The 15,549-nt window shown below is 73.1% G+C and carries 14 protein-coding genes; 7 read left to right on the top strand and 7 right to left on the bottom strand.

Annotated features, from left to right (window positions below; all coding sequences use genetic code 11):
• Positions 1 to 204: 204 nt before the first annotated feature.
• Both AB0D93_RS13415 and AB0D93_RS13410 read left to right on the top strand, forming a co-directional pair.
• Positions 205 to 2,064 carry a glycoside hydrolase family 3 protein gene (locus tag AB0D93_RS13415; protein ID WP_362117946.1) on the top strand — a complete coding sequence of 620 codons (1,860 nt, stop codon included), beginning with the start codon at positions 205 to 207 and terminating at the stop codon, positions 2,062 to 2,064.
• 113 nt (positions 2,065 to 2,177) lie between these two features.
• Entirely contained in the window at positions 2,178 to 2,765 is a 588-nt protein-coding gene (locus tag AB0D93_RS13410) for a hypothetical protein (protein ID WP_362117943.1), read from the top strand.
• A 118-nt stretch (positions 2,766 to 2,883) separates the two neighbouring features.
• Here the strand turns inward: AB0D93_RS13410 and AB0D93_RS13405 are convergent, their stop codons facing one another.
• The 4 genes from AB0D93_RS13405 to AB0D93_RS13390 all read right to left on the bottom strand — a co-directional run bounded on the left by AB0D93_RS13405 (position 2,884) and on the right by AB0D93_RS13390 (position 7,555).
• Entirely contained in the window at positions 2,884 to 4,296 is a 1,413-nt protein-coding gene (locus tag AB0D93_RS13405; RefSeq protein WP_362117940.1) for a S28 family serine protease, read from the bottom strand.
• An 89-nt stretch (positions 4,297 to 4,385) separates the two neighbouring features.
• Positions 4,386 to 5,654, bottom strand: coding sequence for an MFS transporter (locus AB0D93_RS13400; protein ID WP_362117936.1), 1,269 nt, complete (start codon positions 5,652 to 5,654; stop codon positions 4,386 to 4,388).
• A 153-nt stretch (positions 5,655 to 5,807) separates the two neighbouring features.
• Positions 5,808 to 6,608, bottom strand: coding sequence for a sugar phosphate isomerase/epimerase family protein (locus AB0D93_RS13395; RefSeq protein ID WP_362117933.1), 801 nt, complete (start codon positions 6,606 to 6,608; stop codon positions 5,808 to 5,810).
• A gap of 17 nt (positions 6,609 to 6,625) precedes the next feature.
• On the bottom strand, positions 6,626 to 7,555 hold the full coding sequence (locus AB0D93_RS13390; RefSeq protein ID WP_362117930.1) for a bifunctional helix-turn-helix transcriptional regulator/GNAT family N-acetyltransferase: 930 nt from the start codon (positions 7,553 to 7,555) through the stop codon (positions 6,626 to 6,628).
• Between the two features lie 335 nt (positions 7,556 to 7,890).
• Here AB0D93_RS13390 and AB0D93_RS13385 point away from each other — a divergent pair, with 335 nt between their 5' ends.
• A complete protein-coding gene (locus AB0D93_RS13385) occupies positions 7,891 to 8,190 on the top strand; it encodes a hypothetical protein (RefSeq protein ID WP_362117927.1) in 300 nt (99 codons plus the stop codon).
• Between the two features lie 136 nt (positions 8,191 to 8,326).
• The gene (locus AB0D93_RS13380; protein ID WP_362117924.1) at positions 8,327 to 9,562 is read left to right on the top strand and encodes an FAD-dependent monooxygenase; all 1,236 of its coding nucleotides are present in this window, start codon (positions 8,327 to 8,329) and stop codon (positions 9,560 to 9,562) included.
• A gap of 57 nt (positions 9,563 to 9,619) precedes the next feature.
• On the opposite strand, the gene AB0D93_RS13375 is transcribed toward AB0D93_RS13380, so the two are convergent.
• Positions 9,620 to 10,669: a LacI family DNA-binding transcriptional regulator gene (locus AB0D93_RS13375; RefSeq protein ID WP_362117921.1), complete on the bottom strand. Its 1,050-nt coding sequence runs from the start codon at positions 10,667 to 10,669 to the stop codon at positions 9,620 to 9,622.
• A 221-nt stretch (positions 10,670 to 10,890) separates the two neighbouring features.
• On the opposite strand from AB0D93_RS13375, the gene AB0D93_RS13370 reads away from it, so the two are divergent.
• Genes AB0D93_RS13370 through AB0D93_RS13360 form a run of 3 tightly spaced genes read left to right on the top strand, consistent with a single transcriptional unit; the run spans position 10,891 to position 14,020 of the window.
• Positions 10,891 to 12,042 (top strand): Gfo/Idh/MocA family oxidoreductase, encoded by a 1,152-nt coding sequence (locus AB0D93_RS13370; RefSeq protein ID WP_362117918.1) that lies wholly within the window; start codon positions 10,891 to 10,893, stop codon positions 12,040 to 12,042.
• Positions 12,039 to 13,190 carry a dihydrodipicolinate synthase family protein gene (locus AB0D93_RS13365; RefSeq protein WP_362117915.1) on the top strand — a complete coding sequence of 384 codons (1,152 nt, stop codon included), beginning with the start codon at positions 12,039 to 12,041 and terminating at the stop codon, positions 13,188 to 13,190. The genes AB0D93_RS13370 and AB0D93_RS13365 overlap by 4 nt, the downstream gene beginning before the upstream one ends.
• A 32-nt stretch (positions 13,191 to 13,222) precedes the next feature.
• A complete protein-coding gene (locus AB0D93_RS13360; RefSeq protein ID WP_362117912.1) occupies positions 13,223 to 14,020 on the top strand; it encodes a sugar phosphate isomerase/epimerase family protein in 798 nt (265 codons plus the stop codon).
• A 221-nt stretch (positions 14,021 to 14,241) separates the two neighbouring features.
• Here the strand turns inward: AB0D93_RS13360 and rbsD are convergent, their stop codons facing one another.
• The gene (gene rbsD / locus AB0D93_RS13355; protein WP_362117909.1) at positions 14,242 to 14,622 is read right to left on the bottom strand and encodes a D-ribose pyranase; all 381 of its coding nucleotides are present in this window, start codon (positions 14,620 to 14,622) and stop codon (positions 14,242 to 14,244) included.
• Positions 14,619 to 15,521, bottom strand: a complete 903-nt coding sequence (locus AB0D93_RS13350) for a ribokinase (RefSeq protein WP_362117905.1) — start codon at positions 15,519 to 15,521, stop codon at positions 14,619 to 14,621. The genes rbsD and AB0D93_RS13350 overlap by 4 nt, the downstream gene beginning before the upstream one ends.
• Between the last annotated feature and the right edge of the window lie 28 nt (positions 15,522 to 15,549).

The raw sequence follows: 15,549 nt of genomic DNA, 5'->3' as shown, positions 1-15,549 counted from the left end.
GCCCTCGCGACTGGCCGCGAACGCCGACCCACCCTCTCCGCCGCGGCACGGCCGGCGGCCCGCCGCCACCGGCGCGCCCCCCTCCCTGCGCCGGTGGCGGCCTCTTGACGGTTACTGTGCATTCCCTTGACGGAAAGAAACTTCCCGGATATTGCTGACTCCTCGGAAGTTTCCTTCAGCGGTTCTCCTCTGGAAGGAGCGCACGTGCACGACACGGGAAGCGACGACACCAGCACGGGAAGCACAGGAAGCACGGGAAACACCGCACGGCCGTCCAGACGCGCCGTCCTCGCCGCGACCGCGGGCCTCTCCGCCGCGCTGACCCTGCCGACGGCCGCCCGCGCCGCCACCCCCGGCGCCGACCGCCGGCTGCGCGCCCTGATCTCCCGGATGACGCTTCAGGAGAAGGTCGGTCAGCTCTTCGTGATGCGGGTCTACGGCCACTCCGCCACCGCCCCCGACCAGGCCGACATCGACGCCAACCTCAAGGAGATCGGCGTCCGCACGGCCGCCGAGCTGATCGCCAGGTACCGCGTCGGCGGGATCATCTACTTCACCTGGGCCCACAACACCCGTGACCCGCAGCAGATCGCGGACCTCTCCGCCGGCATCCAGCAGGCCTCACTCGGCCAGCCGCGCGGCCTGCCCATGCTCATCGCCACCGACCAGGAGCACGGCGCGGTCTGCCGGGTCGGCAAGCCCGCCACGCTCTTCCCCGGCGCGATGGCGATCGGCGCCGGCGGCTCCCGCGCGGACGCGCACACCCTCGGCCGGATCTCCGGCGCCGAGCTGCGCGCGATGGGCATCAACCAGGACTACTCCCCGGACGCCGACGTCAACGTCAACCCGGCCAACCCGGTCATCGGCGTACGGTCGTTCGGCGCCGACCCGGACGCGGTCGCCGCGCTGGTGGCCGCCGAGGTGAAGGGCTATCAGGCGTCCCGGGTCGCGGCGACCGCCAAGCACTTCCCGGGCCACGGCGACACCGCCACCGACAGCCACACCGGCTTCCCGGTCATCACCCACAGCCGGGAGCTGTGGGAGAAGCTGGACGCCGAGCCCTTCCGGGCCGCGGTCGCCGCCGGCATCGACTCCATCATGACCGCGCACATCCAGTTCCCGGCCCTGGACGACTCCGGCGACCCGGCCACCCTCTCCCACCCGATCCTCACCGGCATCCTGCGCGGCGAACTCGGCTACGACGGGGTGGTGATCACCGACTCCCTCGGCATGGACGGCGTCCGCACCAAGTACGGCGACGACCGGGTGCCGGTGCTCGCCCTGAAGGCCGGCGTGGACCAGCTGCTCAACCCGCCGTCGCTGGACGTGGCCTGGAACGCGGTGCTGAGGGCCGTCCAGGACGGCGAGCTCACCGAGGCCCGGCTCGACGAATCGATCCTGCGCATCCTGCGCCTGAAGTCCCGGCTGGGCCTCTTCGGTCCTGCGCGCGCCGGCCGCACGAGCGTCGAGCGCGCGGTGGGCACCAAGGCGCACCTGGCCGCCGCCGACAGGCTCGCCGAGCGGACCACGACCCTGCTGGCCAACGAGGACCGCGTGCTGCCCTTCTCCCCGCGCACCGAGCCGCGCGTGCTGGTCGTCGGCGCGGACCCGGCCTCCCCCTCCGGCACCACCGGTCCGCCCACCGGCGTGCTGGCCGCCGCCCTCACCGAGCTGGGCTTCACCGCCACGGCCCTGTCCACCGGCACGGCGCCCTCCGCCGCGACCATCGCCAAGGCGGTGACGGCCGCGCAGGACGCGGACGCGGTGGTGGTCGCGACGTACAACGTGGCGGCCGGCAACGCCCAGCAGACGCTGGTGGACCAGCTGTCGGCCCTGGGCAAGCCGCTCGCGGCACTCGCGGTCCGCAATCCCTACGACGTGGCCCAGTACCCCATCGTCAAGGCCTGTCTGGCCTCCTACGGCTGGACGGACGTCGAAGTGCGCGCCGCCGCACGGGTGATCGCCGGACGCGTGGCGCCGCGCGGCAAGCTGCCGGTGCCGGTGCAGCGGGCCGACGACCCCACGCAGGTGCTGTACCCGATCGGGCACGGGCTGACGTACTAGTCGTACGCCACACACCGGGCGTAACACCCCCAACAGGCGGAAACCTCCCCGCACATCTGGCGTGGCCGCATTACCAAGGGCCACGCTGGACGGGGGTGTCAGGGGGGATGGCCATGCGTGGGAAAGGTGCCGTAGGGGCCGCGTGCCTCGCGTTCCTGCTGCCGGCCGCGCTGCTGACCGGCTGCCGGGGCCCGTCGGGCGCCCCCGTCGGCGACGCCCGCCCCACCCCGGCCACGACCGCCTACGGCGCCGAGTTCCTCGCCGTCGGCGAGTGCAGCTCCTTCGGCACGACCAGCTTCACCGAGGTGCCCTGCGCGAGCGAGCGGGCGGCGGCCCGGGTCGTCGCCCGCTACGACGGTGCGGTCGCCGACGGCCCCCTGTGCCCGGCGACCACCGACTTCGTGCTGCACATCAGCGCCCAGGCCGCGATCTCCCCGGGCTACGCCTGCATGCGCAACCTGGAGCCCCCGCACCCCGGCGACCCCGGCGGCGGAGGCGGCCCTCGCACGGTCCCCGGCGACTGCGTGTACACCTCCGGCGCGGGCCAGGTCCGCGAGACCCCCTGCGACGGCTCCGGCGACCACCGCCCCCAGTACCGGATCACCGGGGCGGCACCGACGCGCGGCGACTGCCCGGCGTCGACGCAGCTGTACGTCCAGCTGGGCGGGAACAGGCCGGTGGGGTGCGCCCGCCGGGTGTGACCCCCCGGAGGGGGAGGGGGCGTACCCTGCCGGGCCGGCCGGCCCCCTCTGCCGGTCGCGCTGACGGCGGGTCACCCCGGACCCGCCGTCGCTCCGTCCTCGACGGACGCCGCGGACGCTAGGGACGCAGGGCCGGCTCGTGCTCGGCGTCCCGGGCGTCCAGCCCGGCGTCGAAGCGCGCCAAGGGCCTGGCCCGGGCGACGTCCGCCGAGGAGACTCCCGCCCACTGCAGGATGCGAGCCGTGGCGAGGGACTTCTGGTCCGGCACCAGCCCCGCCACGTTCGCGCCGTGGTTCATGCCGGGCGCCGTGAAGACGTAGGAGTCACGGGCGCCGGCGCCGAGCCGGAACCGCTCCGCGCCCCACGGGTCGTTCTGGCCGTAGACGAACAGCATGTGCGTGGCGTGGTGCCGCACCCACGTGTCCACGTCCCGCATGGCCCGCGGCTGGAAGCGCATCGGGATGGAGCGGGGCACGTAGTCGCGCGGCGGCTGGTAGCCGTAGCGGATCAACTTCCCCTCGATGTAAGGGAAGTGGATGGTCGGCGCGCCCAGCTGGGTGCCCGCCTGGTAGTAGTACGGCGTGTACTGCGCGAGGCCCTGGTCGGTGTAGGCGGAGAAACCGGAGATGGTGTCGACCGAGTTCCAGATCTCCTCGTCGCTCGCCCGGGCCGCGTCCGCCGGGACGGTGCCGCAGTCCTTCAGCAGGCTGTACTGCCAGAAGCCCCAGACGTAGTCGAGGACGACCGCCTCGTACGCCTTGTCCAGGCTGCCGACGGTGTCGAAGGTGTAGCCGTTGTCGCCGGCGAACCGCTCGTACCGTTTCTCCAGCGGTCCCCGGCGCACCAGCGCCTCGCGCTGGACGGCGTTCAGCCGGTCCCGGCACTCCTTGGTGCCGACGCCGGCGAAGAAGCGGTCGTAGGCCGAGTCCTCGTTGTTCACGACGTCGTTGGGCGCGACGTAGGCCACCACGCCGTCCATGTCGCGCGGGTAGAAGCGCTCGTAGTACGTCGCCGTCATGCCGCCCTTGGAGCCGCCGGTGGCGATCCAGTGGCCGCCGTAGAGCGGCTTGAGGGCCTCGAACACGCGGTGCTGGTCGCTCGCCGCCTGCCAGATGTCGAGCTTGGACCAGTCCGCCGGGCCGGGGCGGGACGGGGTGAAGAAGCGGTACTCCAGGGAGACCTGGTTGCCGTCCACGATCTGGGTGGGCTCGCGGCGCGAGGGGGTCGTGGAGACGTTGTAGCCGCTGGTGTAGAAGACGGTCGGGCGGCTGGTGTCCTTGTGCAGCACGGTGATCCGCTGCTGGAAGGTGCCGCGGTCCGGGTGCCGGTGGTCGATCGGCTGGGTGTAGTTCAGGACGAAGTAGCGGTAGCCGGGGTACGGCTTCTCCTGGATCAGGCTCATGCCCGGTATGGCGAGCAGCCGGTCCTTGATGTCGGTGGGCCCGGACTGGGCGGCGGTGGCCGCGCCCGCCGTGCTCAGCGTGCCTATGAACACGGTGAACGCCAGCAGCCATCTGAGCACCTTGCGCATGCGCACTCTCCCCTGTGAGACAGATGTGCGCCGGAAGCTATCGGAGCAACTGCCATCACACCAGGGGGAGTTGGACCAACCTGAGGCCCTCAGGGGGAGTCGGTGGCCAGATCCGGCGCCCCGGCGGCCCCGTCGGCCGGAGCCGGCGCCCGGTCCCGCAGCTCCGGTGTCGTCGCGGCGACCGTGCCCACCGCCAGCAGACACAGCAGGCCGCCGGTGATCAGCGAGGCCGCTCCGCCGGCCCAGCCGGCGACCAGACCGCCGCGCACATTGCCGAGGCTGGGGCCCGCCTGGCCGACGATCTGCTCGGCCGCCGTGACCCGGCCGAGCAGCGCGTCCGGGGTGCGGGTCTGCACGATCGTGGACCGGGAGACGACCGAGGTGGCGTCCCCGGCGCCCGCGACGGCGAGCAGGACGAGGCCCAGCCAGGGGTCGGTGGTCAGCCCGAAGAGCGCCAGCGCGGCACCCCAGACGGCCGCCGCGCCCAGCATCACCGGACCCGGCCGGCCGAGCCGGGTCACGGCACCCGACAGGGCGGTGGCCGTGACGCCGCCCACCGCCAGGGCCGACAGGAACAGGCCGAGCGTGCGCGGGTCGTCACCGAACCGCTCGGCGTTGACCAGCGGGAACAGACTCACCGGGAAGGACAGCACGGTCGCCGCGAGATCGGTGACCAGCGCGCCCCGCACCACCCGGTGCCCGGCCAGGAACCGCAGCCCGTCCAGCACCCCGTGCAGCCCGGCCCGCGACGGCTCACCCCGCGGCGGCAGCGCGGGCAGCCCGAAGGCGCCGTAGAAGGCGACGCCGAAGCTGAGGGCGTCCAGCAGATAGCAGGTGCCGGTGCCCAGCCGGCCCAGCAGCACACCGGCCAGGGCCGGGCCGAGGAGCATCATCGACTGGCCGGTGATCTGGTTCAGGGCCAGACCCGCGGCCACCTGCTCCCGCGGCAGCAGACGCGGTACGAAGACCCCGGCCGCCGGGGCACCGAGCGCGCCGAACGCCGACTGCGCGGCGACCAGCGCGAGGACGGCCGCCACCGGGACGTGCCCGGTGAAGCCCTGCACGGCCAGCAGCGCCGAACAGGCCGCCTGGCCCACGTTCGCCGTCAGATAGATCCGCCGCCGGTCCGCCCGGTCCACCCGGGCGCCCGCGAACAGCCCGACCACCACCAGCGGCAGCGCCTGCGCGAGCCCGACGGCACCGGTCCACGCCGTGCTGCGGGTCATGTCCCACACCTGGTACATGACCGTCACCATGGTCATGACCCCGCCGAGCGTGGACACGGTCCGCCCGACCAGCAGCCGCCGGAAGACGGGCGAGACGCGCAACGGGCTCAGGTCGATGAACGGCTGGATCACCGGGGGAGGCTAACCGGGCGCCACGGCCTGGGCCAGCCATTTGCCGGCGGCCAGGGGAGCGGGGCCGTGTTCGACGTGCGGCTCCGCCGCGTGGGCGCGAGCGACCACGACGCACCCGCACTCGGCAACGCCCCCGTACCCCCGGGCCCGCGACTACGCGGCCTCACCCAGCAGGCGCAGCAGATGCTCCCGGCCGGCACCGAGCAACCCTGCAAGCGGCGCGGCCGACTGGTACCACCGCTTCTCGTACTCCCAGCACAGCCATCCGTCCCACCCCTGCCGGCACAGCACATCCACGCACTCGGTGAGCGGCAGCACCCCCGAGCCCAGCGGCAGCGGCATGGTGTCCTGCGCCGACGCGATGTCCTTGACCTGCACATATCCCAGGTGCGGGGCGAGGGCCGCATAGGTGTCGGCGGGCTGCTCGCCGCCCAGCCAGGTGTGCATCACGTCCCACAGCGCACCCACCTGCCGGTGTCCGACCGGGCCCAGCACCCGGATCGCGTCGGCACCGGTGCGGTGCGAGTCGTGCGTCTCCAGCAGGATCCGCACACCCAGCGCGGTGGCGTCCTCCGCGGCGGTCCCGAGCCGCCGTGCGGCCAGGGCGTCGGACTCCTCGCGCGGGCGGTCGGGGTCGGCGCCGGGGAAGACCCGGACGAAGGGCGCGCCCAGGTCGTGGGCGAGGTGGAGGAGCTCACGGATCTCCGCCAGCACCGGCGCGTCGTCACCGGGAGCGGCGACGCGTGCGTACCCGGCGAGGCCCAGCACCTCGACCCCGGCCTCCTTGAACCGGGTCGCGGTTTCCGCGCGTTCGGCGGGGGAGAGGCCGGGACGCACCGGCTCCTCCGGGTGGGCGCGCAATTCGACACCGTGGTAGCCGTGCTCGGTCGCGAGCGCCAGGACGTCCGGGACGGGCAGGCCGGGGACACCGAGTGTGGAGAACGCCAGCTTCATGGCTCGGACCCTACTCGTCACTCGCCCGATTCGCGCAGATCCAGCCGCCAGTCCTGGCCGACGAGATCCTTGCCGAAGGAGCGGTGCGGCTTCTCGGCGACGAGGGCGAAGCCGTGCCGCTGGTAGATCCGGCGGGCGCTGCCCAGGACGTCGTTGGTCCACAGCACCAGCTCGCGGTAGCCGACCTCGCGCGCGAAGTCGGTCACGGCCCCGACCAGCCGGTCGCCGATCCCGTGCCCGCGCGCCCCGGGCTCGACGAGCAGCAGCCGCAGCCGCGCGGTACCGGGGGCGTCGTCCCGTACGCACATCACGCAGCCCACCGGCCGCATGTCCTGCTCGGCGATCCACACCCGCTCCAGATGCGGGTCGTGGTCCTCGGCGAAGTCGGCGACGATCCGGGCCACGAGCCCCTCGTAGTCGGCGTTCCAGCCGTACTCCGCCGCGTACAGCGCCGCGTTGCGCTGCACGATCCAGCCGAGGTCACCGGGTTGTGGTTCGCGCAGCACGACCTCGCCGGGCCGGGGCCGCTCCGCGCCGAGGATGTCCTGGATGGCCCGCATGGCCTCGGCCAGCCGGGGCCGGTCGGCCGGGGCGACGGTGTCGAGCATGGCTCCGACCGTGTCCCGGGCGCGCTCGTCCAGCAGTGCGGCGGCCTCCCGCCCCGGTGCGGTGAGCCGCACCCGCCGCCGGCGCGGATCGCTCCGGGAGGGCCCGCGCTCGATCAGGCCGGCGTCCTCGAACCTGTTCAGGATCCGGCTCAGGTACCCGGCGTCGAGGCCGAGCCGCGTGCGCAGGTCGACCGCGTCCAGGTGCGGGACCTGGGCGAGTTCGTACAGCACGCGGGATTCGGTGAGGGTGTACGGGGCGTAGAGATGGCGGCCGTAGTCGAGGGCGCCGATGAGGCCCGTGTAGAAGCGGTTGAAGGCGCGGACGTCCTGGACTGTCATGATCGCCCCCGGATGTTTGACTCAGTCAGAGATGCGGCCCCTCCGAGCCTAGGCCCGCAGGGCGCCGGCGTCCACGGCCCGTGCCCGGTCGTGGCCAACTTCCTTTGTCGGCTGTCGGATTCCTCGCCGGGTGCTTTTGACATCCCCGCGGACTCATCGTAGGTTTAGAACGAAACGTCACTTATATCCGATTTATCCGGAGAAGTGGCGGTCCGCTGCGGAGCGCATCGCGGCGGTGGACGAGCCCGGAGCGACGCGCAGGCTCCGGAGCCAAAACGGACGGCCCGTCGAGGCCGCCGAACAATCCAACACACCCTCCGGAGAGGGGCATCATCATGCGCGCACACACCACCCGTATGAAGAGAGTGGCCATCGCGGTCTGCTCGGCGCCCATCCTGGCCATCGCGGCCGGAGCCGGAGCGGCCCAGGCTGCCACCTCCTCCGCACCGACGCACGTCGCCACGTACAACCACGACCGTGGTGGCGGCGGCTGGGGCTGGGGCGACGACGGCGGCTGGGGCTGGGGCGGCGGCGGCTGGGGCTGGGGCTGGGGCTGGGGCGGCGGCCACGGCGGCGGCTGGGGCTGGGGCGGCGGCGGCTGGGGCTGGGGCTGGGGCGGCTGGGGAGGCTGCTGAGCGTCAGTTCTGACCGACACCCCCTGACAAACCAAGGGTGGATCCGGGTGCCCGACCCCACGGGCACCCGGATCCATATGCCGGAAGCCGTGACAGAAGTGCTGTGTCGCCGCGGCCGTGACAACGGAGGTACCGGATGAGGATCGTCTGCGTAGGTGGAGGCCCGGCCGGGCTGTACTTCTCGATCTCCGCGAAGCTGCGGGACGCCGGTCACGAGATCACCGTGATCGAGCGCGACCCGCCGGAGGCGACGTACGGCTGGGGTGTCGTGTACTGGAACGATCTGCTGGACATCCTGCACCGCAACGACCCCGAGAGCGCGCGGGCGGTGAGCGCCGGTTCCGTGCTCTGGCAGGACCAGGAGATCCGCGTCCACGGCGGCGGGCACGACGGCACCGCGTACTTCGGCGGCTACGGCTACAGCATGGGCCGGGCGGCCCTGCTGGACGTCCTGACCCGCCGCGCACGGGCGCTCGGCGTCGACGTACGGCACGAGAGGCTCGCCGACCCCGCCGACCTGCCCGAGGCCGACCTGATCGTGGCCGCCGACGGCGCGGGCAGCCGGATCCGGCAGAGCCGCGCCGAGCACTTCGGCACCAAGGTGGAGACCGGCCGCAACCCCTACATCTGGCTCGGCACGGACCGGCAGTTCGAGAGCTTCGTGTTCGACTTCGAGGAGACTCCGGCCGGCTGGGTCTGGTTCCACGCCTACCCGTCGATCAAGGGCAGGATCAGCACCTGCATCGTGGAGTGCTCCGCGCAGACCTGGCAGGGCCTCGGCCTCGACACGCTCGAACCCGAGGACGCCGTCCCCCTGCTGGAGAAGATCTTCCACCGCGCCCTCGACGGCCGCTCCCTGATCAGCCGGTCACGCGGCGAACCGGCCAGGTGGCAGCGGTTCCAACACCTCAGCAACCGGACCTGGGTCGACGGCAACGTCGTCCTGGCCGGCGACGCCGCGCACACCACCCACTTCACGCTCGGGTCCGGCACCCGGCTCGCGATGATCGACGCGATCGTGCTGGCCCACAGCCTCTCCCGGTTCCCGGATCCGCAGGAGGCGCTGCGCGAGTACGACCAGCACCGCCGCGCCGAGATGCAGGCCGTACAGGCCGCGGCGCGCACCAGCATGGCCTGGTTCGAGCGGCTCGACGACTACCTGGACCGCGACCCGGTCTCCTTCGCCTACGCCATGTCGGTACGCCAGGGCCACCAGACCCCCTGGAAGTACCAGGTCCATCTCGCCACCCAGATCCCCGCCGTACGCGGTGCCCGCCGGTCCTACGAGACGGGCAAGCGCTGGTACCGCGACCGCCGCAGGGGCGAGGCCCCGCTGCCGCTGCTGGGACGGTCGCTGCCCGGCCGGTCGTGAGGGACGCGCGGGCGGGAGAACTCCGGCTCTTCGGGGGGTGCGCTCCCGGAGAGCCGCTCAGGCGCGGGGGACCCCGGAAGATCCCCGCACCATCAGCTCCCCCCGGATCGTCGCTATCGCGCCCGGCGGCGGCTCCTCCCGCCCCATGGCGATCCGCCCGGCCCGCGCCCCGGCCTCGGCGAGCGGCAACCGCACGGTGGTCAGCGCGGGCACCGCATCCACGCTGAACGGAAGATCGTCGAACCCGGCGACCGACACGTCGTCCGGGATCCGCAGCCCGGAGTCCCGCAGCGCCGCGGACGCCCCCAGCGCGACGGAGTCGTTCGCGGCCACGATCGCCGTCAGCGCGGGGTCACGGCGCAGCAGCTCCAGCGTGGCCTCGTACCCGGACTGGCGGTCGTACCGCCCGTGCACCGTCCAGCGAGGGTCCTCCCGCACACCCGCCGCCTCCAGCGCCGCCCGGTGACCCTCCAGCCGGTGCCGGGTGGTCGTACGTTCCTCGGGGCCCGCGATGTAGCCGAGGCGGCGGTGGCCGAGGCCGAGCAGGTGCTCGGTGAGCCGGCGCGCGCCGCCCCGGTTGTCGAAGGTGAGGGCGACGGCGTCGGCGTCGGGGGCCGGCGGCCGCCCGCACAGCACCACCCGCGTGCCGGCCTCGCTGAGCTTGCGCAGCTTCGCCGCGACCGCCGCCGCGTGCGGCGCGTCCTCCACGGCCCCGCCGGTCAGCACCACGGCCGCCGCCCGCTGCCGCTGCAGCAGGGTCAGGTACGTCAGCTCGCGCTCCGGTGAGCCGCCCGTGTTGCAGACCACCGCGAGCCGTTCGCCGCCCGCCCGGCCGCCGCCCGTGCCGCCGATCTCGGCCTGGATCGCGCTCGCCATGATCCCGAAGAAGGGGTCGGCGATGTCGTTGACCAGGATGCCGACCAGGTCGGAGGTGGCCGCGGCGAGGGCGCTCGCCGGTCCGTTGAGGACGTAGTCGAGCTCGTCCACCGCCCGCAGCACCCGCTCGCGCGTGGAGGTGGCCACCGGGTAGTTGCCGTTCAGCACGCGCGACACCGTCGCGGGTGAGACCTGGGCGCGGGCCGCCACATCCGCCAGGGTCACCGTCATCTCGTCGTCCTCCGGTCGCGCATCGTGTCGTACGCCCTCGTAGACAGCCAGTTCTTGCCGCTGGTTCCGAGAAACTGTCGAGCAGACCTTAAAGCCATGCACCCCCGTTGTTCGCCCCCTCGAACAACTCGAAGGGAACACGGTCTTGTACGGACCACCGTGCAGAGGCTAGTTTCTCACCGTAGAAAGCGCTTGCTGCGATGTGGACAGAGGGGACTGACGTGACACGCAAGACGGTGCGTATCGCCATGAACGGCGTGACCGGGCGCATGGGCTACCGCCAGCACCTCGTCCGGTCGATCCTCGCCCTGCGCGACCAGGGCGGCCTCGACCTCGGCGACGGCACCGTGCTGTGGCCGGAGCCGGTCCTGCTCGGCCGGCGCGCGCACGCCCTCGAGGAGATCGCCGAACGGCACGGCCTGGAGCACGTCTCGACCGACGTCGACGCGGTGCTCGCCGACCCGGCCGTCGACATCTACTTCGACTCCCAGGTCACCTCCGCCCGCGAGGAGTCCGTGAGGAAGGCGATCGCGGCCGGAAAACACGTCTACACCGAGAAGCCCACCGCCACCGGGCTCGACGGCGCCCTCGAACTCGCCCGGCTGGCCCAGGAGAAGGGCATCAAGCACGGCGTGGTCCAGGACAAGATCTTCCTGCCGGGACTGCTGAAGCTGAAGCGGCTCGTCGACGGCGGCTTCTTCGGGCGGATCCTCTCCGTACGGGGCGAGTTCGGCTACTGGGTGTTCGAGGGCGACTGGCAGCTGGCCCAGCGGCCCTCCTGGAACTACCGTGCCGAGGACGGCGGCGGCATCGTCGTCGACATGTTCCCGCACTGGGAGTACGTCCTCCACGAGCTGTTCGGCCGCGTGACGTCCGTCCAGGCCCTCGCCACCACCCACATCCCGCAGCGCTGGGACGAGAACGGCAAGCCCTACGACGCCACCGCCGACGACGCCGCCTACGGCATCTTCGAGCTCGAAGGCGGCGCCGTCGCCCAGATCAACTCCTCCTGGGCCGTGCGCGTGGGCCGCGACGAACTGGTCGAGTTCCAGGTCGACGGCACCGAGGGCTCGGCGGTCGCCGGGCTGCGCCGGTGCCGCGTCCAGCACCGCTCGGCGACACCCAAGCCGGTCTGGAACCCGGACGTCCCCGCCACCGAGGCCTACCGCGACCAGTGGCAGGAGGTGCCGGACAACGCCGGGTTCGACAACGGTTTCAAGGCCCAGTGGGAGCTGTTCCTCAAGCACGTCTACGCCGACGCCCCGTACCACTGGGACCTGCTGGCCGGGGCCCGCGGCGTCCAGCTCGCCGAACTGGGCCTGAAGTCCTCCGCCGAGGGCCGCCGCATCGACGTCCCGGAGATCTCCCTGTGACCATCCGACTCCCCGCCGCGGACGGCACCCTGCGCACCTACGAGCCCCGCACCGAGCCGCCGGACCTCGCGCCGGGCACCCCCTTCACCTCCCGTACGGTCTTCTCGGCGGCCCATGTCGTCGCCGACCCGTACGCCGACGTCTCGCCCGACTCGCCCGCCGCCGTCGACTGGGACGCCACCCTCGCCTTCCGCCGCCACCTGTGGTCCCACGGACTCGGTGTCGCCGAGGCGATGGACACCGCCCAGCGCGGCATGGGCCTGGACTGGGCGGGGGCGGCCGAGCTGATCCGCCGCAGCGCGGCCGAGGCGCGGGCGGTCGGCGGCCGGATCGCCTGCGGGGTCGGCACCGACCAGATCACGGGCGGTTCCCTGGCGGAGATCCGCGCGGCCTACGAGGAGCAGCTCGCCGTCGTCGAGGAGTCGGGCGCGCAGGCGGTCCTGATGGCGTCGCGCGCCCTCGCCTCCGTGGCCAGGGGCCCCGAGGACTACCTGGAGGTCTACGGCGGGCTGCTGCGCCAGTGCGCCGAGCCGGTGATCCTGCACTGGCTGGGCCCCATGTTCGACCCGGCGCTCGACGGCTACTGGGGACCAGCCGGCCTGGACGCGGCGACGGAGGTGTTCCTGGAGGTCGTCGCCGCGCACCCGGACAAGGTGGACGGCGTCAAGGTGTCCCTGCTGGACGCGCGGCGGGAGCTCGGCCTCCGCCGCCGGCTGCCTCGCGGGGTCCGCTGCTACACCGGCGACGACTTCCACTACCCCGAGCTCATCGCGGGAGACGACAAGGGGTTCAGCCACGCCCTGCTCGGCGTCTTCGACCCGCTGGGTCCGCTGGCGGCGCAGGCGGTACGGGTCCTGGACAAGGGGGACGTGCCCGGCTTCCGGGGCCTGCTGGACCCCACGGTGGAACTGTCCCGCCATCTCTTCCAGGCGCCGACCCGCTTCTACAAGACCGGTGTGGTCCTGCTGGCCTGGCTCGCGGGCCACCAGGGGCACTTCACGATGGTCGGCGGCCTGCAGTCGGCCCGCTCCCTCCCGCACCTGGCCCGCGCCTACGAACTCGCCGACGGCCTCGGCCTGTTCCCGGACCCGGCACTCGCCGAGGCACGGATGAAGAACCTGCTCGCCCTGTACGGAGTCGCCCAGTGAACGCCGGCCTTTCGCGTTTCAGCATCAACCAGATGACGGTGAAGCAGCTGTCCCTTCCCCAACTGGCCGACGCCTGCCGTCGGTCGGGCGTCGGCCAGGTGGGCCTGTGGCGCGAGCCGGTCCAGGAGCACGGCGTGGCGGAGACGGCCAAGCTGGTGCGGGACGCTGGCCTGACGGTGACGACCCTGTGCCGGGGCGGCTTCCTCACCGCGACCGACCCCGAGGAGCGGGCGGCGGCGCTGGCGGACAACCGGCGTGCGGTCGAGGAGGCGGCGACGCTCGGCACCGACACGCTGGTCCTGGTCTCCGGCGGCCTCCCGCCGGGCAGCAAGGACCTGCGGGCGGCCCGCGAACGCATCGCCGACGCCCTGGCCGAACTCGCCCCCTACGCCGGGGCCCACGGCGTCCGCCTGGCCATCGAGCCCCTGCACCCCATGTACGCCGCCGACCGCTGCGTGGTCTCGACCCTGGCCCAGGCGCTGGACCTCGCCGAACGCTTCCCCGCACACCAGGTCGGGGTGACCGTGGACACCTACCACGTCTGGTGGGACGACCAGGCACCCGCGCAGATCGCCCGGGCGGGCGCGGCGGGCCGCATCCACGCCTTCCAGCTCGCCGACTGGACCACCCCGCTGCCCGAGGGCGTCCTCAACGGCCGCGGGCAGATCGGGGACGGCGCGATCGACCTGCGTGAGTGGAAGGGCCACGTGGAGGCCGCCGGCTACACCGGGCCCGTCGAGGTCGAGGTGTTCAACGAGGGCCTGTGGGCCAGGGACGGCCGGGAGGTGCTGGCGGAGACGGCGGACCGTTACCACAGCGCTTTCCTCTAGACGCCCCGCCCCGCCCGCCACTGCCCCCGCCGCGCATCGGCAAAGAATCTTGGGATTCCGTGCAACCCTTTGCGGGCCCTGGGTGTCGTACCTGTCATCAGAACCCGGGAGGGGACCCGGGGGGGATTCACGGGGTTCTGGTACGGAGGGGAAAGCCGAGGGGGCGGCCCCGGTCGACGGACCGGGGCCGCCCCCTCGAAGTGCACCGGGTGATACCGGTTTCAGAAGAACACGCCGCAGCGCAGCAGCACGTTCGCGTACGGCCGTGCCTCGCCCGTGCGGACGACCAGCCGGGCGCCGGCCGACAGCTCCTTCAGGCGCTCGTGCGGGACCAGGGCCAGCCCCGGGAAGTGGCCTTCCAGCAGGGCCCGGTTGCGGCCCCGCAGCTCCCGCGCCGCCGTGGCGCCCTCCACCACCAACTCGGCCAACAGCCCGTCCACGACCTCCGCGAACGACGGCACCCCGGCGCGGAACGCCAGGTCCACCACGCGCGGCCCGTCCGGGATCGGCATGCCCGCGTCGCACACCAGCACCCCGTCCCCGTGCCCCAACTCGGCGAGCGCGCCGGACAGATGACGGTTGAGAATGCCCGCCTTCCTCACAGGTTCCCGACCTCCTCCGCCGTCGGATACGACTCCTGCGCGCCCCGCCTGGTCACGGCCGCCGCGCCGACGCGGGCCGCGTAGGCCGCCGCCTCCGGCAGATCCGCGCCGGAGCCCAGCCTCCAGGCCAGCGCGGCCGTGAACGCGTCGCCCGCGCCCGTGGTGTCCACCGCGTCCACCTTCACCGACGGCACCCGCGTCACCTCCAGGGACTCGCACACCAGCGCCCCCTCCGCGCCCAGCGTCACCACCACCGAGCGAGGGCCCTTGGCCAGCAGCAGCCGCGCCCAGTCCGCCGGCTCCTCGCTCACACAGGCCTCGCCGAGGATCACCCGGGCCTCGTGCTCGTTGACGATCAGCGGATCGCAGGCCGCGAGCACCTCCGTGGGCAGCGGCCGCGGCGGGGACGGGTTCAGCACGAAGCGGCTGTCCGGGGACAGGTTCCGTACCACCTCCACCACCGTCTCCAGCGGGATCTCCAGCTGCGTCGACACCACCCGGGAGGCGAGGAACAGGCTCACCGCCGCCCGGATGTCCGCCGGGGTGAGGCGGGCGTTGGCACCGGGCGACACCACGATGCTGTTGTCCCCGGAGGGGTCCACGGTGATCAGCGCCACGCCCGTGGGTGCCCCGCCCACCAGCACGCCGACCGTGTCGACGCCGGCCGTGCGCAGGGAGCCGAGGAGCAGCCGGCCGTAGTCGTCGTCACCGACCCGGGCCAGCAGGGCCGTACCCGCGCCGAGCCGGGCCGCGGCGACCGCCTGGTTGGCGCCCTTGCCGCCGGGGTGGACGGCCAGGTCGGAGCCCAGCACCGTCTCACCGGCGGCCGGCCGCCGCTCGACGTCGATCACCAGGTCGGCGTTGGCCGAACCCACGACCAACAGGTCGTAGTCGAACATCAGTTGACTCCCCTGAGAGATGACCCCG

It is taken from the genome of Streptomyces sp. NPDC048191, from assembly GCF_040652655.1.
Classification (GTDB): Bacteria; Actinomycetota; Actinomycetes; order Streptomycetales; family Streptomycetaceae; genus Streptomyces.
Note: the sequence above shows the minus strand (reverse complement) of the source record. Positions and strands in the feature narration are given on the sequence as shown.

What these genes read in the sequence shown, in the direction of transcription:
- AB0D93_RS13385 (WP_362117927.1), top strand. Translation starts at nt 7,891, where the DNA reads ATGCGCGCACACACCACCCGTATGAAGAGAGTGGCCATCGCGGTCTGC.
- AB0D93_RS13410 (WP_362117943.1), top strand. Translation starts at nt 2,178, where the DNA reads ATGCGTGGGAAAGGTGCCGTAGGGGCCGCGTGCCTCGCGTTCCTGCTG.
- AB0D93_RS13360 (WP_362117912.1), top strand. Translation starts at nt 13,223, where the DNA reads ATGACGGTGAAGCAGCTGTCCCTTCCCCAACTGGCCGACGCCTGCCGT.
- AB0D93_RS13390 (WP_362117930.1), bottom strand. Translation starts at nt 7,555, where the DNA reads ATGACAGTCCAGGACGTCCGCGCCTTCAACCGCTTCTACACGGGCCTC.
- AB0D93_RS13395 (WP_362117933.1), bottom strand. Translation starts at nt 6,608, where the DNA reads ATGAAGCTGGCGTTCTCCACACTCGGTGTCCCCGGCCTGCCCGTCCCG.
- AB0D93_RS13405 (WP_362117940.1), bottom strand. Translation starts at nt 4,296, where the DNA reads ATGCGCAAGGTGCTCAGATGGCTGCTGGCGTTCACCGTGTTCATAGGC.
- AB0D93_RS13380 (WP_362117924.1), top strand. Translation starts at nt 8,327, where the DNA reads ATGAGGATCGTCTGCGTAGGTGGAGGCCCGGCCGGGCTGTACTTCTCG.
- AB0D93_RS13375 (WP_362117921.1), bottom strand. Translation starts at nt 10,669, where the DNA reads ATGACGGTGACCCTGGCGGATGTGGCGGCCCGCGCCCAGGTCTCACCC.
- AB0D93_RS13350 (WP_362117905.1), bottom strand. Translation starts at nt 15,521, where the DNA reads ATGTTCGACTACGACCTGTTGGTCGTGGGTTCGGCCAACGCCGACCTG.